This is a genomic window from Streptomyces sp. NPDC048664, from assembly GCF_040650555.1.
GTDB lineage: Bacteria > Actinomycetota > Actinomycetes > Streptomycetales > Streptomycetaceae > Streptomyces.
In genome coordinates, this window is the sequence record NZ_JBEZHK010000008.1 from 68459 (window position 1) to 88034 (window position 19576).

General features: G+C 73.5%; 19 protein-coding genes and 2 pseudogenes. 12 read left to right on the forward strand and 9 right to left on the reverse strand.

The annotated features are described in order from the left end of the window. The first annotated feature begins 35 nt into the window (after positions 1-35). Positions 36-1664 carry an AMP-binding protein gene (locus AB0C59_RS11130; protein WP_363002964.1) on the forward strand — a complete coding sequence of 543 codons (1629 nt, stop codon included), beginning with the start codon at positions 36-38 and terminating at the stop codon, positions 1662-1664. A 12-nt stretch (positions 1665-1676) separates the two neighbouring features. Here AB0C59_RS11130 and AB0C59_RS11135 read toward each other — a convergent pair whose 3' ends face one another. Continuing rightward, positions 1677-2588, reverse strand: coding sequence for a hypothetical protein (locus AB0C59_RS11135; RefSeq protein WP_363002966.1), 912 nt, complete (start codon positions 2586-2588; stop codon positions 1677-1679). Between the two features lie 206 nt (positions 2589-2794). On the opposite strand from AB0C59_RS11135, the pseudogene AB0C59_RS11140 reads away from it, so the two are divergent. Further along, a pseudogene (locus AB0C59_RS11140) lies at positions 2795-3040 on the forward strand (glyoxylate carboligase); the annotation flags it as partial. 181 nt (positions 3041-3221) lie between these two features. Here AB0C59_RS11140 and AB0C59_RS11145 read toward each other — a convergent pair. The 3 genes and pseudogenes from AB0C59_RS11145 to AB0C59_RS11155 all read right to left on the reverse strand — a co-directional run bounded on the left by AB0C59_RS11145 (position 3222) and on the right by AB0C59_RS11155 (position 5446). Then, complete coding sequence (locus AB0C59_RS11145) at positions 3222-3461, reverse strand: hypothetical protein (protein WP_363002968.1); 240 nt, start codon at positions 3459-3461, stop codon at positions 3222-3224. A gap of 176 nt (positions 3462-3637) precedes the next feature. Continuing rightward, positions 3638-4540 (reverse strand): 2-hydroxy-3-oxopropionate reductase, encoded by a 903-nt coding sequence (locus tag AB0C59_RS11150; protein ID WP_363002970.1) that lies wholly within the window; start codon positions 4538-4540, stop codon positions 3638-3640. Positions 4541-4614: 74 nt separating this feature from the next. Further along, positions 4615-5446, reverse strand: a pseudogene (locus AB0C59_RS11155) (TIM barrel protein). Positions 5447-5686: 240 nt separating this feature from the next. Between AB0C59_RS11155 and AB0C59_RS11160 the strand changes: the two are divergent. The 8 genes from AB0C59_RS11160 (at position 5687) to AB0C59_RS11195 (ending at position 11580) form a co-directional block, all read left to right on the forward strand. After that, on the forward strand, positions 5687-5935 hold the full coding sequence (locus AB0C59_RS11160; protein WP_363002972.1) for a hypothetical protein: 249 nt from the start codon (positions 5687-5689) through the stop codon (positions 5933-5935). An 83-nt stretch (positions 5936-6018) separates the two neighbouring features. Beyond that, positions 6019-6330, forward strand: coding sequence for a helix-turn-helix domain-containing protein (locus tag AB0C59_RS11165; protein WP_363003316.1), 312 nt, complete (start codon positions 6019-6021; stop codon positions 6328-6330). A 43-nt stretch (positions 6331-6373) separates the two neighbouring features. Then, complete coding sequence (locus AB0C59_RS11170; protein ID WP_363002974.1) at positions 6374-7027, forward strand: DJ-1/PfpI family protein; 654 nt, start codon at positions 6374-6376, stop codon at positions 7025-7027. Positions 7028-7132: 105 nt separating this feature from the next. Further along, a complete protein-coding gene (gene uraD, locus AB0C59_RS11175) occupies positions 7133-7645 on the forward strand; it encodes a 2-oxo-4-hydroxy-4-carboxy-5-ureidoimidazoline decarboxylase (protein WP_363002976.1) in 513 nt (170 codons plus the stop codon). 42 nt (positions 7646-7687) lie between these two features. Further along, complete coding sequence (gene uraH, locus AB0C59_RS11180) at positions 7688-8095, forward strand: hydroxyisourate hydrolase (RefSeq protein WP_363002978.1); 408 nt, start codon at positions 7688-7690, stop codon at positions 8093-8095. 5 nt (positions 8096-8100) lie between these two features. Beyond that, complete coding sequence (gene pucL, locus AB0C59_RS11185; protein WP_363002980.1) at positions 8101-8994, forward strand: factor-independent urate hydroxylase; 894 nt, start codon at positions 8101-8103, stop codon at positions 8992-8994. A 29-nt stretch (positions 8995-9023) separates the two neighbouring features. Next, a complete protein-coding gene (locus AB0C59_RS11190) occupies positions 9024-10397 on the forward strand; it encodes an 8-oxoguanine deaminase (RefSeq protein WP_363002982.1) in 1374 nt (457 codons plus the stop codon). Positions 10398-10644: 247 nt separating this feature from the next. Continuing rightward, positions 10645-11580, forward strand: a complete 936-nt coding sequence (locus AB0C59_RS11195; protein WP_363002984.1) for a hypothetical protein — start codon at positions 10645-10647, stop codon at positions 11578-11580. Here AB0C59_RS11195 and AB0C59_RS11200 read toward each other — a convergent pair. Then, complete coding sequence (locus AB0C59_RS11200) at positions 11571-12527, reverse strand: aminoglycoside phosphotransferase family protein (protein ID WP_363002986.1); 957 nt, start codon at positions 12525-12527, stop codon at positions 11571-11573. The two genes, AB0C59_RS11195 and AB0C59_RS11200, sit on opposite strands and share 10 nt — an antisense overlap. Positions 12528-12660: 133 nt before the next feature. Here AB0C59_RS11200 and AB0C59_RS11205 point away from each other — a divergent pair, with 133 nt between their 5' ends. After that, entirely contained in the window at positions 12661-13677 is a 1017-nt protein-coding gene (locus AB0C59_RS11205) for a ScbA/BarX family gamma-butyrolactone biosynthesis protein (RefSeq protein WP_363002988.1), read from the forward strand. Between the two features lie 309 nt (positions 13678-13986). On the opposite strand, the gene AB0C59_RS11210 is transcribed toward AB0C59_RS11205, so the two are convergent. The 4 genes from AB0C59_RS11210 to AB0C59_RS11225 form a co-directional block, all read right to left on the reverse strand. After that, positions 13987-15558: an MFS transporter gene (locus AB0C59_RS11210; RefSeq protein WP_363002990.1), complete on the reverse strand. Its 1572-nt coding sequence runs from the start codon at positions 15556-15558 to the stop codon at positions 13987-13989. A gap of 48 nt (positions 15559-15606) precedes the next feature. Beyond that, a complete protein-coding gene (locus AB0C59_RS11215; protein WP_363002992.1) occupies positions 15607-16296 on the reverse strand; it encodes an HAD-IA family hydrolase in 690 nt (229 codons plus the stop codon). Positions 16297-16372: 76 nt separating this feature from the next. Continuing rightward, positions 16373-17071 carry an HAD family phosphatase gene (locus AB0C59_RS11220; protein WP_363002994.1) on the reverse strand — a complete coding sequence of 233 codons (699 nt, stop codon included), beginning with the start codon at positions 17069-17071 and terminating at the stop codon, positions 16373-16375. A gap of 67 nt (positions 17072-17138) precedes the next feature. Next, positions 17139-18131, reverse strand: coding sequence for an aldo/keto reductase (locus tag AB0C59_RS11225; protein WP_363002996.1), 993 nt, complete (start codon positions 18129-18131; stop codon positions 17139-17141). Between the two features lie 392 nt (positions 18132-18523). Between AB0C59_RS11225 and AB0C59_RS11230 the strand changes: the two genes are divergently transcribed. Continuing rightward, positions 18524-19534, forward strand: a complete 1011-nt coding sequence (locus AB0C59_RS11230) for a beta-ketoacyl-ACP synthase III (protein WP_363002998.1) — start codon at positions 18524-18526, stop codon at positions 19532-19534. The last annotated feature ends 42 nt before the right edge of the window (positions 19535-19576 follow it).

Genomic DNA, 19576 nt, shown 5'->3' on the forward strand with positions numbered 1-19576 from the left:
GTGCTCAGGGCACGCGACTGCGGAAGGGACTGCCGATGACGGAACTGTCGTACGCGCACGGGACGAGCGGGACGGCGTTGCTGGAGGACACGATCGGGGCCGACCTGGCCCGCGCCGTGGCCGCCTGGCCGGACCGCGAGGCGCTCGTGGAGGTCGCGTCCGGGCGGCGCTGGACCTACGGCGCGTTCGCCGCGGACGTGGACCGGCTCGCGTACGCGCTGCTGGCGAGCGGGGTGGCCAAGGGCGACCGCGTCGGCATCTGGGCCGTCAACTGCGCTGAGTGGGTACTGGTCCAGTACGCCACCGCCCGCATCGGCGCGATCATGGTCACCATCAATCCGGCCTACCGGACGCACGAGGTCGAGTACGTCCTCAACCAGGCGGGGGTCAGCCTGCTGTTCGCCTCGCTCGGCCACAAGGGCAGCGACTACCGGGCGATGGTCGCCGGGGTGCGGTCCGCCTGTCCCGAGCTGCGCGAGACGGTCCACTTCGGCGACCCGAGCTGGGACGCGCTGCTGCGGCGCGGGGCCCCCGAGCGGCGGGAGGAACTGGCCGCGCGGGCCGCCGAGCTGTCCTGCGACGACCCCGTCAACATCCAGTACACCTCGGGGACGACGGGCTTCCCCAAGGGAGCCACGCTCTCCCACCGCAACATCCTCAACAACGGCTACTTCGTGGGCGAGTCGATCGCCTACACCGAGCGGGACCGCGTCTGCGTCCCCGTGCCGTTCTACCACTGCTTCGGCATGGTGATGGGTAATCTCGCGGCGACCTCGCACGGCGCCTGCGTGGTCGTCCCGGCGCCCTCCTTCGACCCGAGGGCCACCCTGGAGGCCGTGCGGCAGGAACGCTGCACCTCGCTGTACGGGGTCCCGACCATGTTCATCGCGGAGCTGAACCTCCCCGACTTCGCCGCCTACGACCTCTCCTCCCTGCGCACCGGCATCATGGCGGGCTCGCCGTGCCCCGTCGAGGTGATGAAGCGGGTGGTCGCCGAGATGCACATGGAGGAGGTGTCCATCTGCTACGGCATGACGGAGACCTCGCCCGTGTCGCTCCAGACGCGCCGGGACGACGACCTGGAGCACCGCACCGGCACCGTCGGCCGGGTGCTGCCGCACATCGAGGTCAAGGTGGCGGACGCGGCCGGGGCGACCCTGCCGCGCGGCACGGCGGGCGAGCTGTGCACCCGGGGGTACAGCGTCATGCTCGGGTACTGGGAGGAGCCCGAGAGGACCGCGGAGGCCGTCGACGCCGACGGCTGGATGCACACCGGCGACCTCGCGGTGATGCGCGAGGACGGCTATGTCGAGATCGTCGGCCGCATCAAGGACATGATCATCCGTGGCGGGGAGAACATCTACCCGCGCGAGATCGAGGAGTTCCTGCACGCCCATCCGAAGGTCGCCGACGTCCAGGTGGTCGGGGTTCCCCACGCCCGGTACGGCGAGGAGGTGCTCGCCTGCGTCATCCCCCGGGAACCGGCGGACCCGCCGACCCTGGAGGAGCTGCGCGCCTTCTGCGCGGACCGGCTCGCCCACTACAAGATCCCGAGCAGGCTCAGCGTCCTGGACGCGTTCCCCATGACGGTGTCCGGCAAGGTGCGCAAGGTCGAGCTGCGCCAGACGCACGTCGAGCCGGCGCCGGGCTCCGGCACGGCGTAGCGCGCGGCGGCGTCAGGGCCGGCCGGCGGCCAGTTCGTCGGCCGGCCCGTTCGCGGGCCGCGGTACGCCCGTCAGGTCGAGCACGAAGAGCGGGACGGCGAGGCGGTCCGCGGCGAGCCGGGCGGCGTCCGAGTAGCCGGCGAGCGCGAAGTACACGCAGCGGGCGGACTCCGACATGGCCGTCAGCCACAGGCACTCCACGTCCCGCAGGGAGACGGGGCCCACCGTCGGGTCCACCTGCGCGAGGACGCCGCGTGCCGCGAGCCCGACGCCGTGCGGCTGCCTCTGGTCGGCGCGGCGGATGTCGCGGTAGCCGAGCCAGCGCAGATAGAGCGCCGCGTCGGTGACGGCGTCCCGGGTGGTGCGGATGGCGAGGGGCCGGAAGGCGGGCGGGCGCGGCAGGTGCGGGGCGTCGCCGCCCGGGGCGGGCCCGCGCGGCGGACCGGACGTGGCGTCCGCGGGTCCGGACGCGCCGTCCGCGGCCGGTGCGTCGTCCCACCCTCCCGGGAGGTCCCACGGCTCCGGCCCGTCCGACGCGCCCGGGGCCTCCCGCCGGACCCGGTCGTCCCACGCCGCCGAGCCGGTTCGACGCTCACCGGCGCTCGGGCCGTCCGACGCCTCCGCCGGCCCCGGGCCGCCGGGACCCGGTTCCCGCGGGGATCCCGGCGCGCGCACCGGGATCCGCATGACCGTGCCGCACGGGCAGCCCAGTTCCGGATGCGGCCACTGGTCCTCGCGCTCGCAGGACGCGCAGCGCACCGTCACCCAGGCCTCCTCTTCGGTGCGACGGGTGACGACAAGGGGCCCGCGCAGCCGGTCGAGCGACGGGGTGACCGGCGCGCCGCACACGCACGGGTAGGAGGGCGCGGTGTAGATGTGCGCGCGGCGGCAGGCCGGACAGCGCACCGGCACGCTCTCGGGCATGGCCCACTCCAGGACATCGCGTCGGGACGGGGATCGGGGAAAGCCGGGATGCGGTCCCATCGTGCTCTTCCCTGTGCCCGCTTGTCCTCCGCTTCATCCAGCGGGCACCCGACGGACCGTTCCTCTTCTTGACCGGTCCGGCCCCGACACCTACATTCCTTCCAGATAGCAGAAAAGAGTTTCCGTAATACGGAAGAGGTGGCTCGGTCGCCGAGGGGCTCGGCTGCCGGGCGCTGAGGGTGTCGGACCCGAACGACCTGGGCGCCGCCTTCGAGGAGGCGAAGAGGACGGCCGCACGGCTCCGGGTGCCCGTCGTCGTGGAGGTGATCCTGGAACGGGTCACCGACATCCCGATGTCGGTGACCGACGACATCGGCGCGGTGGTGGAGTTCGAGGAGACCGCCACCGAGCCGGGCCACGCGCCCACCGCGATCAGGACGCTCAAGGTCTGAGCGCGACGCGCGTTCGTGGAGCCCGCCACCCCCGTGCACCCCCGTGTCGGCGGGCTCCACAGGACGAGAATGCGCCCCGGCGTAGGGGAGTTGAAGGGCGCGTGCGCTCTTCAGAGGAACATTTGAGGTTACCGTCGGGAACGCGCGCCCGACGGCTCGGACGGCGTCGTGCGGGTGGCGCTCACCAGGTGTCCGGCTCCGTCAGCCCCGGCCATACGTCGGGCCCACCGCCCTGCCACTCGATGAGGTCGTCCTGCTCCACCTCGATCCGGTCCAGGTCGGCCATGCGCAGGATCTCCACGACGTCGTCCAGATGGCTGGCGATCCCGAGCGGCTGGTCGCCCGCCGTGACGCGCCGCGATCCGTCCAGCGCCGGAGGGTGCACCACGATGTGCGGATGCCCCGCAGTCTGCTGTTCCATGACTTCAGCCTCCTGCGACTTCACCGGATCCGCACCCCGGCACGGCCGGGAGCCGCCCCGGGCCCGGCGGGGGAGCGCGGCGCAGGCGGAGAGGGCCGGGCCGTGGCGGCGCCTGGGCGCGACAGGACAGGTGTCGGCGCCGGCCACGACCCGGGGTCCGGGGGTGGGTGGAGGGGTCAGGTGAGGGCGTGATCGCCGCCGGAGAGCCGTTCCACGGCCCGCAGCAGCGCGGAGTGGTCGAGCCCGCCGTCCCCCTGTGCGCGCAGGGCGGCGACCAGTTGGGCGACCACGGCGCCCGCCGGCAGTGCCGCGCCCACCGCGCGGGCCGCGTCCGTGACGATGCCCATGTCCTTGTGGTGCAGGTCGATACGGAAGCCCGGCGTGAAGTCGCGGCGCAGGAAGTTCTCCTTCTTGCGCGCCAGCACGGTGGAGCCGGCCAGCCCGCCGCCGAGGACGTCGAGGGCGGCCCCCAGGTCCACGCCCGACTTCCGGAGGAAGACCACGGCCTCGGCGCACGCCTGGATGTTCATGGCGACGATCAGCTGGTTGGCGGCCTTCACCGTCTGGCCCGAGCCGTGCGGACCGCAGAGCGCGATCGTCCCGCCCAGCGCCTCGAAGACGGGCCGCGCCGCGTCGAAGTCGGCCTGCTCGCCCCCGACCATGACGGACAGCACGCCCTCGACGGCACCGGCCTCCCCACCGGAGACCGGCGCGTCCAGCACGCGTAGGCCCTTGTCCGCGGCGGCGCTGGCGAGGGCGACGGAGGTCGCCGGGGTGATGGAGGACATGTCGATGAGCAGGGTGCCGGGCCGGGCGTTCTCCAGGATCCCGTCCGGGCCGTAGGCGACCGCCTCGACCTGAGGGGAGGCGGGCACCATCGTGATCACCACGTCGGCGCCCCGCACGGCCTCGGCGACCGAGGGGGCGGCCGTGCCCCCGGCGGCCGTCAGCCGGTCCAGTTTCGCCTGTTCCAGGGTGTGTCCGGTGACGTCGTAGCCCGCCCTGATCAGGTTCTCCGACATGGGAGAACCCATGATGCCGAGCCCGATCCAGGCGATCTTGGGAAGGGTGTCGCTCATGGGGATACCGTCTCTGACGGCGGCGGACGGTCGGCCTGTTCGGCGTCCGGGGGAGAGGCCCGGCACGGCCCGTGTCACCGGGCGGCGCGCGAGGGGCGGGGCAGCCAGTCGAAGGCCTCCGCGTCGGACGGCCCGCCCCCCTTGTACTCCAGCCCGACCCATCCGTCGTAGCCGGTCTCCCGCAGAAGTCCGAGCAGGTCCCCGAGCGGCAGCGCCCCCGTGCCGGGGGCTCCGCGGCCCGGGTCGTCGGCGATCTGCACATGCCCGGCGCGGGCGCCGTGGCGCGCGATGGCCGACGGCAGGTCCTCGCCGTTCATGGACAGGTGGTAGAGGTCCATCAGGAAGCGCGCGTTGCCGAGCCCGGTCGCCCCGGTCCGCGACCGCGACCGCGGCCGGGGCGCTCACCAGCGGGTACGACGGTGACTCGGCGCGGTTCAGCGCCTCGACGAGCAGGATCGCGCCGATCCGGTCGGCCGCGCGGGCCGCCAGGGCCAGGTTCTCCAGGGCGAGCGCGTCCTGTGCGGCCGGGGCGGTGCCGTCGCGGCGGTTGCCGTACAGCGCGTTGAGCGCCCGGCAGCCCAGGGTCGCGGCGAAGTCCGCGGCGACGTCGACGTTGGCCCGGAAGCGGTCCGACTCCTCGCCCGGGAGCGACAGGGCGCCCCGGTCCGGTCCCGGCAGGCGGCCCGCGTAGAAGTTGAGCCCGGTGAGCCGTACGCCCGCGTCCTCGATGGCGCCGCGCAGAGCGGCGAGCCGGGACGGCTCGGGGACGGGGGAGTCGGCCCAGGGCCACCACAGTTCGACCGCGCCGAAGGCCGCCCGGGCGGCGGCCGCCGGGCGCTCCAGCAGCGGGAGATGGGTGAAGAGGATCGACAGGTTGACGGTGTAACGCTGGTCGGCGAACCCCATCGGGCGCCCCCTTGAGCCTTGATTCCGTATCGCGGAAAAAGAATGTCGCTTAATGGAAGACGAGGGAAGCGTGTCGTTCCGCGGCGCCGCCTGTCGAGGGGGTGGCCGCAGCGGCCGGGCGCCCGTGCACGGGGCACCTCTTCGCGTGCCGCATCCGCGCCGATCGCCGCGGGGCGGTCCGTTAAGGTCGTGTCGGACGTGCCCCGGACGGGCGGGTCGCAGCGATGCCGAGGGGGCACTGTGCGATTGAGAGTCGAGTTCACGACCGAGCCCTTCGATCTCGACGAGGCGCCCGGGCACGCGGTGGTCGCCCGCGAGGTCATCGAGGCCGCCGACCTGGACGCCGTCGACGTGGGCCCGTTCGGCAACACCGCCGAAGGCGGTGCCGACGCGATGCTCACCGCCGTGGACGCGCTGCTGCGCAGGACGCTGGCGGCCGGCGCCACCCGGATCTCGCTCCAGGTCAACGTGATCGGGGAGGGCGAGTGACCACCCCCGGGGGAGTCGGGAGGAGCGCGGAGGAAGGGCCCGCGGGCCCGTTCGTCGCGGCGGTCCGACCGCTGGTCGACGCCATGGGCGGGGAGCTGCTGCCCCCGGGCGACGCCGGTCCCGACGACGTCGTCCTGGCCTGGCAGGGCGCGGACGTCGTCGCGGTCCGCCTGCCCCAGCTCGCCGCGTCCCTCGACCACATCCTGGCCGCGATGGAACGGGCGCGCGGCAGGCCCCTGGCCGAACTGGACCGCAAGGCCAAGCAGGAGATCGTGCGGACACTGGAGGCCCGGGGCGCCTTCGCCGTACGCCATGGCGTGGAGACCGTCGCGAGCGCCCTCGGGGTGAGCCGCTTCACCGTCTACAACTACCTCAACCGCGACAAGGGGGCCTGACGGGGGGCGACGCCGCACGAACCCACCCACTGAGAGGCATCCGATGAACCCGACGGACACCACGCAGATCGCGATCCTCCTCTACGACCGCTTCACCGCGCTGGACGTGGTCGGCCCCTACGAGATGCTGTGCCGGCTGCCCGGCGCCGAGACGGTCTTCGTCGCCGAGCGTCCGGGCCCGGTGGCCAACGACCGCGGTGACCTCGTGCTCGTCGCGGACAAGGCGTTCGGGCAGGTACCGGCTCCCGGGATCGTCCTGGTGCCCGGCGGCCCTGGGCAGACCGCCCAGATGCGGAACACGGCGCTGCTCGACTGGCTGCGCGCCGCCGACGCCGCCAGCACCTGGACGACCTCCGTCTGCACGGGATCGCTCCTGCTCGGCGCGGCCGGGCTGCTGAAGGGCCGCCGGGCCACCTCGCACTGGCTGGCGCTGGACGCCCTCGCCGCGTACGGCGCCGAGCCGACCGGCGAACGCGTCGTCATGGACGGCAAGTTCGTCACCGCGGCGGGAGTCTCCGCCGGGATCGACATGGGCCTCACCCTGGTCGGCAGGATCGCCGGGGACGAGCACGCGCAGGCCGTCCAGCTGGCCGTCGAGTACGACCCCCGGCCGCCGTACGACGCGGGCGCGCCGTGGAAGGCCCCCGCCGCGGTCGTCGAGAACCTTCGAGCGGGCAGCCGGTTCCTCCAGGGGTAGTGCCTCGGCGGGGGAATCTTTCAACAAAGTGTTGACGTTGCTGTGCGTGAGGGCGTTAGCTGGGGCGCAGCCCGAACAGCATCCCGGCCCGTCTCGGAGGCTCCTGTGACGTCGACATCCGTGCCGCCGCCGGGCCTTGCCCGGTTCAACGCACTGCAGGAGCCGGCGGCTCTCGCCGCCCTCCTCGAAGCGTGCGCGTCCACGGCATGGGCGAGGCGGCTGCTCGCCGGGCGCCCCTACGACAGCGTCGAGACCCTGTGCGCCGCGAGCGACGCGGCCATGGCCGACCTGACCGCGGCCGACCTGGAGGAGGCGATGGCCGGGCATCCGCCGATCGGCCGCCCCCGGCCCGGGGACCCCACCTCGGCCCGGGAACAGCGCGGAATGGCGGGCGCGGGTGAGGAACTCAGGGCCCAGATGCTCGAACTGAACCTGGCCTACCAGGAGAAGTTCGGCCATGTCTTCCTGATCTGCGCCACCGGCCTGACCGGGGAGCGGATGCGCGACGCGGTCAGGGAGCGGATCGGCAACGCGCCGGAGCGCGAGAGGGAGATCGTCCGCACCGAACTGGGCAAGATCAACCGTATCCGCCTGGTCCGGCTCGCCGAGGACGACTGACCGCCGCGAGCCGACCGCCCGACCCCGCGAAGAGGCACCCGCATGAGCACCGAGACCACCGCCTCCGTGTCCACACACATCCTGGACACCAGCGCCGGCCGCCCCGCCGCGTCGGTCGCCGTCCGTCTCTCGGCCCGCCCGGGCCGCGCCGCCCCCTGGCAGGCACTCGGCGACTCCGCCACCGACGCGGACGGCCGGTGCAAGGACCTTCCGGAGCTGCCGGAGGGGACCACCCACGTACGGCTCGACTTCGCCGTCGAGGAGTACTTCGCAAGGTCCGAGCAGAAGCCGGCCGATGCGCAGCAGGACGCCCCCGCGAACCGGGACAGCGGTGCGGGCGCGGTGTTCTTCCCGGAGGTGGCGGTCACGTTCGCCGTCGTGCCGGGCGAGCACCACCACGTACCGCTGCTGCTCAGCCCGTTCGGCTACTCCGTATACCGAGGGAGCTAGCAGACATGCCCATCCTGGGACAGAACCAGTACGGCAAGGCCGAGAACCGGGTCGTCACGATCAGGCGGGACGGCGCCACCCACCACATCAAGGACCTGAACGTCTCGGTCGCCCTCTCCGGCGCCATGGACGAGGTCCACCACTCCGGCTCGAACGCCAGCGTCCTGCCGACCGACACCACCAAGAACACGGTGTACGCCTTCGCCAAGGAGCGCGGCATCGCGTCGGCCGAGCAGTTCGGCATCCACCTCGCCCGGCACTTCGTGACGTCCCAGGAGGCCATCCACCGGGCCCGGATCCGGATCGAGGAGTACTCCTGGGAGCGGATCGAGCACGAGGGACGCGGCGCGCACTCCTTCGTCCGCAAGGGCCAGGAGACCAGGCTCGCGCAGATCACCTACGACGGCTCGTCCTGGGAGGTCCTCTCGGGCCTGAAGGACCTCACGGTCCTGAACTCGACCGACTCCGAGTTCTGGGGCTACGTCAAGGACAGGTACACGACGCTCCCGGAGGCCTACGACCGCATCCTGGCCACGGAGGTCTCCGGCCGCTGGCGCCACACCTGGAGCGACGACGCCCAGGAGGCCCCCGACTGGGACGCGTCCTACGAGCAGGCCAGGACACACGTGCTCCGGGCGTTCGCCGAGACCTACTCCCTGTCCCTGCAGCAGACGCTGTACCGGATGGGCGCACGCGTCATCGACCACCTCGACGGGATCGACGAGGTCCGCTTCTCGCTCCCGAACAAGCACCACTTCCTGGTGGACCTGGAACCGTTCGGGCTGAAGAACGAGAACGAGGTGTACGTCGCCGCCGACCGGCCCTACGGCCTGATCGAGGCCACCGTGCTGCGCGAGGGCGCCGAGGCGCGGATCCCCGCGGACCTCACCAACCTCTGACCGCGGAACGAAAAGAGGACCGACCGACCATGGCAGCAGCCCAGCGCATCGTCATCGAGAACTGCGCCGTCGCGACGGTGGACGCCCACGACACCGAGTACGCCTCGGGACACGTCGTCGTCAGCGGGAACCGCATCGAGGCGCTCGGTGCGGGCAGGGCCCCCGAGGGCCTGGAGAACGTCGTGCGACGCGTCGACGCCTCGGGGCACCTGATCACCCCGGGCCTGGTCAACACCCACCACCACTTCTACCAGTGGATCACCCGGGGCCTGGCCACCGACCACAACCTGTTCGACTGGCTGGTCGCGCTGTACCCGACCTGGGCCCGCATCGACGAGCCGATGGCGCGGGCGGCGGCCGAGGGGTCGCTGGCGATGATGGCGCGCGGGGGAGTGACCACCGCGATGGACCACCACTACGTCTTCCCGAAGGGCTCCGGCGACCTGTCCGGCGCGATCATCGGGGCCGCCCGCGAGCTGGGCGTACGGTTCACGCTCGCCCGCGGCTCCATGGACCGCAGCGAGAAGGACGGCGGGCTGCCGCCCGACTTCGCGGTCGAGACCCTCCAGGGCGCGCTCGAGGCGACCGAGGCGACCGTGGACGAGCACCACGACGCCTCGCCCGACGCCATGACCCAGATCGCCGTCGCCCCCTGCTCCCCCTTCTCGGTCTCCACCGAACTCCTGCGCCAGGGCGCCGAACTGGCCCGGCGCAAGGGCGTACGGCTGCACACACACGGCTCGGAGACCGTGGAGGAGGAGAAGTTCTGCCACGAGCTGTTCGGCATGGGCCCGACCGACTACTTCGAGTCGACCGGCTGGCTCGGCGAGGACGTGTGGATGGCGCACTGCGTCCACATGAACGACTCCGACATCGCCGCCTTCGCCCGCACGCGGACCGGTGTCGCGCACTGCCCGTCCTCCAACGCCCGCCTCGCGGCCGGGATCGCCCGGGTCCCCGACATGCTCGCGGCGGGCGTTCCGGTCGGCCTCGGCGTGGACGGCACCGCGTCCAACGAGTCCGGCGAACTGCACACCGAACTGCGCAACGCCCTGCTGATCAACCGCCTGGGCGCCCACCGCGAGGCCGCCCTGACCGCCCGCCAGGCCCTGCGCCTGGGCACCTACGGCGGCGCCCAGGTACTGGGCCGCTCCGCCGAGATCGGTTCCCTGGAACCGGGCAAGCTCGCCGACCTGGTGCTGTGGAAGCTCGACACGCTGGCCCACGCCTCGATCGCCGACCCCGTCGCCGCCCTCGTCCTCGGCGCGCCCGCTCCGGTCACGCTCTCCCTGGTGAACGGCGTACCGGTGGTGGAGAACGGCCGGCTGCTGCGGGTGGACGAGGACGCCATCGCCCGCTCCACCCGCGAACAGGCCCGGCGCCTGGCCACCATCGCCGGCTGAGCCCGGCCCGGACTCCGGCCGGGAGGGACGGCTCGCGGCCGGGCGCCGTGGACCCGAGCGGGGGCCACGGCATCCACCTCCGGGGCACGTGAGGACACACGTGCCCCGGAGGCGCACCACGGCGCGTTCCAGCCGGGTCGGCGGTACCGGGCCTGGACGCCGTCGCCGCGACGCCCCATGATGCGAACCCGAACCGGCGGACCGCCGGACCGGCGAACCGGCGGATCCGCGACATGGGGCGGGAGGCGTGGGGCAGATGGAGGGCGAGCCGCACTTCGGTCAGGAGGCCGAGGAGAGGTGGCACGAGATCAGCCGACGCAACGCGCGGTCGGTGCAGACCACCGTGGGCTGGATCTTCTGGGATCCGGGCGCGGTGGCGCGCTACGAGACCCTGGGGCTGGACAGCACCGTGGCGGGGCCCCTCGGGTACATCGCGTCCCGGGGCGCGCCCCTGGCCCCGGCGGGAGCGCAGGCGGTGATCGCCGCGTTCGGCACCATCAGCGCCGCGGGGATCCGACTGACCTTCGACCTGCTCACAAGGCCGGAGGCGTTCCGTGACTTCCGGGACGCGCGGGACGAGGCGGTCGAGGAGGGCCTGCGCCGCCACGCGCCCCAGATCGTCGCCCCGCTGTGCGAGACGGGCCCCGCGCTGTGGGAGGTGGTCGATCGACTCCCCCTGCTCGGACGCCCGCTGTTCGGCGCGACCCTGGCCATGCCGCGCCCGAGGTCCCCGCTCCTGGCGGGCTGGCACGCGGTCAACCTGCTGCGCGAGTGGCGGGGCGACACGCACTGGGCGCTGGTGGCGGCGGCCGGACTCACCGCGCCCGAGGCGTCCGTCCTGCACAACGAGTGGCTGCGCTACGACGACGACTGGCTCAGCCGGTCCCGCGGGCACTCGGCGGACGAGATCGCCGAGGGCTGGGAGTCGCTCACCCGCAAGGGTCTCGCGGCCGACGGGCGGGTGCTCCCGGCGGGCCTGCGGCTGCGCCAGCGGATCGAGGACCTCACCGACGAGCGGACCGCCCTGCCCTGGCGGCTCCTCGGCGAGCCGGCGGCCCGCGCGTTCGCCACCCGCTTCGAGCCCCCGTGCACACTGCTGCTCACGCGCGTGGACGAGACCGCCGGCGTCCGCTACCAGCCCGCCTCACGCGTCCGCTCCCGGTACGAGGACGGTCAGGCGTAGCGGTCGAACAGGGCCTGGAGGTAGCCCTCCAGGCGTCCGGCCAGCAGGGCCGGGGTGAGATCGGTGCGGCCCAGCTCGTGCCAGGGCACGGCCACCTTCTCGGCGTCGGGGGCGAAGGCCAGGGCGTCCAGCAGCCGCCAGTACAGATGCGCTGCGGGCTCCTCGGCGAGCGTGCCTCCGGCGGCGAGGTAGCGGTCCGCGAAGCGCATGCCGGCGGGGACGCCGTGCAGCAGTGCCAGAGCCGTGGAGCAGTGGGCCACGTCCAGGTCGGCGGGACCCCAGGAGGTCTCCACCCAGTCCACCACGCCGCTGATCCGCAGCCCCTCGCCCTCGCCCAGGAACAGCACGTTGCCGGGGTGGAAGTCCCGGTGCAGGAACCGCCCCTCGTACCCGGGCGGCTCGCGGCGGATGACGTCGACCGCGCGCCGCCACAGCTCGGGACGCTGCGTGGCGTCGGGGATCCGCACCCGCTCGGGCGAGGCCCACGCCTCGTACCCGCGAGGCCGCGACCCGTCGTCCACCGGCACCCGATGGATGCGCAGCAGCTGGCGGGCCAGCAACTCGGCCCGCGGATCGGCGTCCTCCTCCTCCAGGCGCACCGAGCCCGGCAGCAGGGTCATCAGCAGGGACGGATGGTCGCAGTACTCCGCCGCCGCGTCCACGTCCACCAGCCCGGCCGCCGGCACGTCCTCGTCGGCGAGCAGGTTCAGGACGGCCGCCTCACGCGTCAACAGCCCCTGGGCGGCCCGCAGATAGAAGGGCTTGACGAACGACCGCAGCACCAGCGAGCGTCCACCGCCCGGCCCCCGGACCTCCAGACGGCGCATCACCGAGGACCAGCCGCCGCGCAACAGGCCCACCCCGTCGACGTGTTCCCCCTCGGGCAGCACCTTCTCCACCCAGGCGCGCGTCGCACTCCACCGCGGTTCCTCAGGTTCGACGCCCATACGGCCGACCCTACCGGTGCCCGCATGACGGGGCTGTGAGGCGGGTGTTAGACGCGGCTGGGAGCGTGGCGGACGCCGGGGGCCTCGTGACCGCCCGGCGAGTCCGGGTGAGTTCCAGCGAAAGGGGAGCCGGATGACCGTAGAGACCGCACCGGTCGAATCAGCCGCCGCCGAGACGGCGCCGGTCGCGCTCACGTTCGAGCGTACGGTGCCGCGCGGCCTCGTCCACCGGCACGCCCTGTCCGAGGTGTTCCTCACGGACAGCGTGCGCCTGGACGAGGACCACTTCGTCGCGGCCGCCCAACTGCCCCCGTCCCACGCCTACTACACCGATCACCTCACCGCGGGGCGCCCCGATCCGCTGCTGCTGCTCGAATGCTGCCGCCAGGCGGAGACCCACGCCGTGCACGCGCACTTCGGCGCCCCGCTGGGCACGAAGTTCGTTCTGCGGGAGTGGTCGATGACCGTGGCGGACGCGGCGCGCACGCCGGTGGCCACGGGCCCGGTGCCGGTGACCGTCGAAGCCACGACGCAGAACCCCCAATGGGTCGCCGGAACCCTGCGCGGACTGGGATACCGCATGCGCGTGTCGTCGTCGGGCCAGCCCCTGTGCGACGTCGCCATGCGGGTGCAGTACGTGTCCGACGGCGTCTACGCGAAACTCCGCGGCCGCGCCGCCGGCACCGCGCCGACGTCGGAGTCCTATCGCGGGGCTCGGAGCACGGGGCTCGTGGCGCCGGGGAGCGTCGGGCGCGCGCGGCCGGAGAACGTGGTGCTGCTCGACCCGGTGCGCGGCGGGGACGCGGTGACCAGCCGGCTGCGCGTGGCGGGCGGGCATCCGAGCCTGTTCGACCACCCGCAGGACCATGTGCCGGGCATGGTGCTCATGGAGGCGGGGCGCCAGGCGGCCCTGCTGTCGGCCGGGACGTTCACCGGTGAGGGTGCGCGGCGGTGGGGTGTCGCGGGGCTGCGCGCGTCGTTCGGCGCGTACGCCGAGCTCGACGCGCCGCTGACCGTGCGGGCCCACCGACCGGAGCCGCAGGAGGGGGAGGGGCGGCGGCACGTCCGGATCGACTTCGAGCAGGACGGCCGCGCCGTGGCACAGGCCGCCTTCGTCCTGGAGCGAGCGGAGGCGGGCGCCCCGGAGTGAGGGCCCCGGCCCCGCCCCGGCGGCCACCGAGGCGCGCCGCCCCCGTGCCCATGACGCGCGGTACGACCGCGGGCACGGGGGCGCCTCGGCACGAGCGCCCCGAGGCGGATCACCGGGTGCCGGCCGACGGGCGTCGGGACGGGGGCATCCGGTGGATGGGGCGTGTGCTTGACCGCCGGATGCCCGGTGTGTGTCGGGGGTGGAGCCGGTGCCGGTCGGTGTCCGGTGAGGAAGCGAGCGACCGCCGGGGCGGACACGGGCGGTCCGGCCGGCGGTCGGGGATCGGTGGGTCGCGGGTCTGGCGGGCGTTCAGGCGTCCGTGGTCGCCGCCTCCAGGTCGCGGTCGCGGACCAGGGCGAAGATGGCGACCGCCCCGGCGAGGGCGACGCAGGCCAGGACCACGTACACCACGCCCCAGCCGTGTTCGAGACCCTGCACCGCCCGGTCCACCAGGCCCTCTCCTCCCTCGCGGCGCACCGAGGACAGCCGGCCCTGCACCACGTCGTCGGCCATCGAGCCGCCGCCCGCTCCGCCCGCGCCCGACAGCCGCTGCCGCGTGGCGGTGAGCAGCAGTCCGCCGACGCAGGCCACGCCGATCGTCTCGCCCGCCACGCGCAGGGTGTTGAACATGCCCGACGCCATGCCCGCGCGCTCCGGCTCCACGACGCTGACCGCCGCGTTGTCCATCACGCCGAACGCGAGACCGATGCCGATGCCCGCGAGCAGCAGCGTGCCGTACAGGGCGGTCCGCGAGGTGACCGGGTCGGTGAGGGTCATCAGCAGCAGCGCCACGGCGAGCACGGCGGGGCCGACGGCCAGCAGGGTGCGCACCGACAGCAGTTTGACGAGCGTCCCGGACAGCAGCGGCAGCACGAACACCGGCAGGGTCAGAGGCAGCAGCATGGCTCCGGACATCGTGGAGCCCGCCCCGCCCGCCCCCTGGAAGTACGGCGGCAGGTAGACCAGCAGCGCGGCGAACGCGAACACGATGCTGACGGGCTGCCAGATGATGGCGACGAAGGTGGGCCGGCGCAGCAGGCTCAGGTCGAACATCGGCTGGCCGCTGCGCAGTTCGACCGCGACGAACGCGGCGAGGAAGAGCGCGGCACCCGCGAACGAGCCGAGCGTCACCAGGCCGGTCCAGCCCCGCGAGGGCCCTTCGACGAAGGCGAGGGCGAGCAGGAGCAGGGCGAGCGTGAAGGTGACGACGCCCGGTTTGTCGATGCGTCGGGCCTCGGGGTTGCGGGACTCGGGCAGGGGCCGCGCCAGCACCAGGACCACGGCGCCGAGGACGACGTTGACGAGGAAGACGGCGTGCCAGGACGCCGCGCCCACGAGCAGGCCGGAGAGGAAGGGGCCCATGGCGAGGCCGAATCCGATCGAGGCGCCGAAGATGCCGAAGGCCCGGGCCCGGGCGGCCCCGGTGAAGGTGTGCGCGAGCAGCGTCGACCCGCTGGTGAGGACGGCCGCGGCGCCCATGCCCTGGACGAACCGTGCGGCGTCCACGAGCGCGATGGCGGGGGCTATGCCGGCCACCAGGGAGGCCAGCGCGAAGACGGTGGTGCCGGTCAGGAACATGCGGCGCCGCCCGTACAGGTCGGCGGCCGACCCGGCGGCCAGCATGAACGCGGTGAAGGCGACGTTGTAGGCGTTGAGCACCCACTGGGTGGACGCGGCCGAGGCGTGCAGCGCGCCGGACATGTCGGCGAGCGCCACCCCGGGCCCGGTCACGGAGATGGGGAGCATGACGGCCGCCAGGGCGATCGCCGTCAGGACGCGGGTGGAGCCGACGGCGGGCGCGGCGGCGTCCGCGGCGGCCGGTTCCACCCGGTCGGCGGCCGGTACGGCCGCCTGCTGTGCTTCGGCAGGAGTGGGGGACATCGGGAGGCCTCCTGGGTCGGTGCTGGGGGGCGGGGGAGGGGGGCGTGGTCAGGCGGGCAGCGCGGCCCTTGCGGGCCGCAGCACGTCGCCGAGTTCGGCGAAGGAGGCGACCCGCGCGTCGATGAACGAGTCGAACGGCGCCACGTCGGCGTCGGTGAAGACCTCTCCGCGCATGAGGACGGTGCGCAGCCCGGCGATCTTGGCGGCCCGCAGCGCCAGCGGGGAGTCGTCGACGAGCAGCCAGCGTTCCGGGTGCGTCTCGTTCTCCGCCACGAGCAGCGCGGTGTAGGTGTCGGGGTCGGCCTTGGAGGCGTGGTCGAGGGGGACGAAGTCCCGGTCCTCGAAGAGGCCGTCGAGCAGGGCGCGGCGGGCGGTCGCGCGGTCCATGGTGGAGAAGACCCGCAGGCGCACACCGTGGGCGCGCTGTTCGGCGCAGAACTCCTCGGCTCCGTCGCCGAGCGCGAGCGCGACGCCGTCGACGGCGGTGAGGGCGCGCAGCGCCGCGATCTCGGCGGCCAGGTGCTGTTCGATGCCGAGCCCGGCGAACAGCACGCGCAGGCTGTCGCGCTGCGGAAAGGTGCTGATGGCCTTGAACTGGGCGGTGGTGGCGTCGCGGGGAAGGTCGGTGTGGCGGTTGATGCCCTCGTGCAGGGCACGCAGCAGCAGGCTGGAGGCGTTGAGGCTCAGCACACCGTCGAAGTCCAGCAGCAGGGTGTGCGCGGGGGTGTCGCCGTCCACGGAGTGGCTCCTTCTGGGTGGGGAGGGGGTACCGGCCCGACACGGGGGAGGGCCGGGCCGGTACGTCGGGGAGGGCTCAGTCGCGCCAGACGGAGTGCGCGGCGGCCTCGGCGTCCAGGGTGCGCAGCAGGTCCTCGTCGATGGCGTTCAGCGAGTCGACGATGTGCCGGGTGCCCGCCTCGCGCATCAGCTGCGGCTGGAAGCTGTGCTCGAAGGAGCTGGGGTGCCCGATGAAGGGGATGCCGAGGGCGCGGGCGACCTCCGCGACCCGGGCCACGTCGTCGATGAAGAGGACCTGGTCGTACTCCAGGCCGAACACCTCCGTGGTGATCTCGCGCAGCCCCGGCCGGAAGTCGTTGGTGCAGACGTAGCGGGGCTCGTCGAACAGGTCGGCGTGCTCGCCCAGGTAGCGGTCGAAGTGGGAGGCGTCCAGGCCGCCGTAGCTCACCGTGCGCAGGCCGAGCGCGCGCAGCCGGCGCAGCAGTTCGACGGCCCCGTCGAGCAGCCGGACCGGGTGGTCCTGGACGTACGCGTCGCGTTCCTTGAAGTAGACGTCGATGGCCTCCTGCGCGGTCCAGGGCATCCGGGCCGCGTTGGCCATGCCCTGGCCGCCGACCAGTTGGGGCTGGGAGAAGATGCTGCGCTCGACGTCGGCGGTGTAGGTGCCGCCGCGGCTGACGATGAAGTTGTGGATGACGGGGCTGAACGTGTCGTTGAGCAGGACGCCGTCGATGTTGACGGCGGCCAGCTTGAGCTGCTGGAGCTTGTCTACCACGGGTGCTTCCGTTCCTGGGTGTGGATGAGGGGGCGTACGTCGGGGGTGGCGCGGGTGGTGCGGGCGGTCAGTGGCCGACGGTGGCCATGCCCGCGGGGTCGTACCGCTCACCGGACACGGCGCCCGGCGGTACGGCGGCCTCGACGGCGGCCGAATGCGCGGCGGAGAGCTCGACGCCGGCCGCGGCGAGGTTCTCCCGCAGATAGGTCTCGCGGCGGGTGCCGGGGATGGGCACGATGTCCTCACCCCGGGACAGCAGCCAGGCCAGGGCGAGTTGGACGGGTGTGCAGCCGGCGTCGCGGGCGACCTCGCGCAGCCGCTCCACCATCCGGGTGTTCTGCTCCAGGTGCTGTTCCTGGAAGCGCGGGTGCGAGTGCCGGAAGTCGGAGGGGTCGAGGTCCTCGGGGCGGGTGATGGCGCCCGTCAGGAAGCCCCGGCCGATGGGGGAGTAGGCCACGAGCGTGGTCCCGAGGTCCCGCGCGGTGGGCAGGACCTCGTGCTCGACCTCCCGGGTCCACAGCGAGTACTCGGTCTGCAGCGCCGCGATCGGGTGCACGGCGTGCGCCCGGCGCAGGGTGTCGGCGTTGACCTCCGACAGACCGAGGTGGCGGACCTTGCCGGCGGCCACCAGTTCCGCCATGGCGCCGACGGTCTCCTCGATCGGGATGTCGGGGCTGCGCCGGTGCAGGTAGTACAGGTCGACGTGGTCCACGCCGAGCCGCTGCAGCGACGCGTCGATGGCGTGCCGGCAGTACTCGGGGCTGGAGTCGACCTGGCGGCCCGTACGGGGGTCGCTCTCGTCGCGCCGGATACCGAACTTGGTGGCGAGGACCGCCTGGTCCCGGCGGCCGGCGAGCGCGCGCCCGACGAGCCGTTCGTTGTGGCCCTTGCCGTACATGTCGGCGGTGTCGAGGAACGTGACGCCCAGATCCAGCGCCGCCTGGAGCGTCCGCAGGCTCTGCGCCTCGTCGGTGGGGCCGTAGAACTCCGACATGCCCATACAGCCGAGGCCGATGGCCGAGACCGACGGGCCGTCCGTGCCAATCCTGCGTTGCCGCACTGGTGTGTCTCCTCGTACGCGTTCGTGAACCGGTGGCCGACCCTCCGCCGCACTCGGGGGCGCCTCAACGGGCTTCCACGGTCGGCGGGTTGGCGGCCTGTGCCGTCACCATCGTGGCAGCGGGGGCTCCCCCGGGACTCATGTGGCGCTCACGGCCGACGTGAGCGGTGCGTGGGCCGGCGGTGAGCGGAAGCGGAGAGGCCGTTGCCACAGTGAACGTCGCCGGTGGATCACCGAGCCGAGACCGGCCGGCCGACCGACCGGCGGACGGCACGGCACGGCACGGCACGGCATGGAGTGGAGAGGAAGTGCGCAGTGATGGCTAGGGCAGGCGAGGGCCTGAGGGCCGACGGCACCCGGCTGCGGCCGGGCGGCTGTGACGGAGGGCCCGGATGAGCGGGAGCGGTCGCGCGGCCGTGGTCTGCGGGATCGGCGCCTGGGTGCCGCCGACCGCGGTCACCAACGACGCACTGGCCCGGCAGTTGGACACGTCCGACGAGTGGATCCGCAGCCGTACCGGGATCGCGACCCGGCACGTGGTGGATCCCGGCACGGCCACCGGTGACCTCGCCGTCGAGGCCGGACGCCGGGCGCTGAAGTCCGCCGGGACGGACGCCGTCGACGCGGTGGTGCTCGCCACCAGCACCCCGGACCGCCCCTGCCCGGCGACCGCGCCCGAAGTGGCGAGCCGCCTGGGGCTGAGCGGGGTCTGCGCCTTCGACGTCGCCGCGGTGTGCACCGGGTTCGTCTACGCCCTCGGGGTGTCCGCGGGGCTGGTGGCGTCCGGGTTCGCCCGGACGGTGCTGGTCATCGGCGCGGACACGTTCTCCACCATTCTCGACCCGGCGGACCGCACCACCCGGGCGATCTTCGGCGACGGGGCCGGCGCCGTGGTGCTGCGGGCCGGGGAGCCGGACGAGCCCGGGGCGCTGCGCGGGCTGCACCTGGGCAGTGACGGCACGCGCAGCGACCTCATCCAGGTCGCGGCGGGCGGCTCCCGGCAGCGGTCCACCGGATCGCCCGCCGAGGAGGCGGACACCTACTTCACGATGCAGGGCCGCCCGGTCTTCGCCGAGGCCGTACGGCACATGGCCCGGTCCGTGGAGGTGACGGCCGCCGCGCTGGGCGGGACGGCCGCGGACCTCGACCGGATCGTGCTGCACCAGGCCAACGCCCGGATCCTCGCGGCGGTCGCCGAACGGGTCGGTGTGCCGCCCGAGCGGTTCCCGTCCAACATCGGACGGGTCGGCAACACGGTCGCCGCCTCCGTCCCGCTGGTGCTCGCCGACGCGCTCACGGACGGAAGCCTGCTGCCCGGCCAGCGGGTCGTGCTCGGCGGCTTCGGCGGCGGCCTGACCTGGGGATCGGTGGGCCTGGTGTGGCCCGAGGTCTTCCCGCCCTGACCCCCGCCTCCCGACCGCGTCACCCCCCTTTTTTTTCCACGT

Coding starts and splice junctions, on each gene's coding strand:
- AB0C59_RS11130 (WP_363002964.1), top strand. CDS start 36: ATGACGGAACTGTCGTACGCGCACGGGACGAGCGGGACGGCGTTGCTG.
- AB0C59_RS11135 (WP_363002966.1), bottom strand. CDS start 2,588: ATGCCCGAGAGCGTGCCGGTGCGCTGTCCGGCCTGCCGCCGCGCGCAC.
- AB0C59_RS11145 (WP_363002968.1), bottom strand. CDS start 3,461: ATGGAACAGCAGACTGCGGGGCATCCGCACATCGTGGTGCACCCTCCG.
- AB0C59_RS11150 (WP_363002970.1), bottom strand. CDS start 4,540: ATGAGCGACACCCTTCCCAAGATCGCCTGGATCGGGCTCGGCATCATG.
- AB0C59_RS11165 (WP_363003316.1), top strand. CDS start 6,019: ATGGGCGGGGAGCTGCTGCCCCCGGGCGACGCCGGTCCCGACGACGTC.
- AB0C59_RS11170 (WP_363002974.1), top strand. CDS start 6,374: ATGAACCCGACGGACACCACGCAGATCGCGATCCTCCTCTACGACCGC.
- uraH (WP_363002978.1), top strand. CDS start 7,688: ATGAGCACCGAGACCACCGCCTCCGTGTCCACACACATCCTGGACACC.
- pucL (WP_363002980.1), top strand. CDS start 8,101: ATGCCCATCCTGGGACAGAACCAGTACGGCAAGGCCGAGAACCGGGTC.
- AB0C59_RS11190 (WP_363002982.1), top strand. CDS start 9,024: ATGGCAGCAGCCCAGCGCATCGTCATCGAGAACTGCGCCGTCGCGACG.
- AB0C59_RS11200 (WP_363002986.1), bottom strand. CDS start 12,527: ATGGGCGTCGAACCTGAGGAACCGCGGTGGAGTGCGACGCGCGCCTGG.
- AB0C59_RS11205 (WP_363002988.1), top strand. CDS start 12,661: ATGACCGTAGAGACCGCACCGGTCGAATCAGCCGCCGCCGAGACGGCG.
- AB0C59_RS11210 (WP_363002990.1), bottom strand. CDS start 15,558: ATGTCCCCCACTCCTGCCGAAGCACAGCAGGCGGCCGTACCGGCCGCC.
- AB0C59_RS11230 (WP_363002998.1), top strand. CDS start 18,524: ATGAGCGGGAGCGGTCGCGCGGCCGTGGTCTGCGGGATCGGCGCCTGG.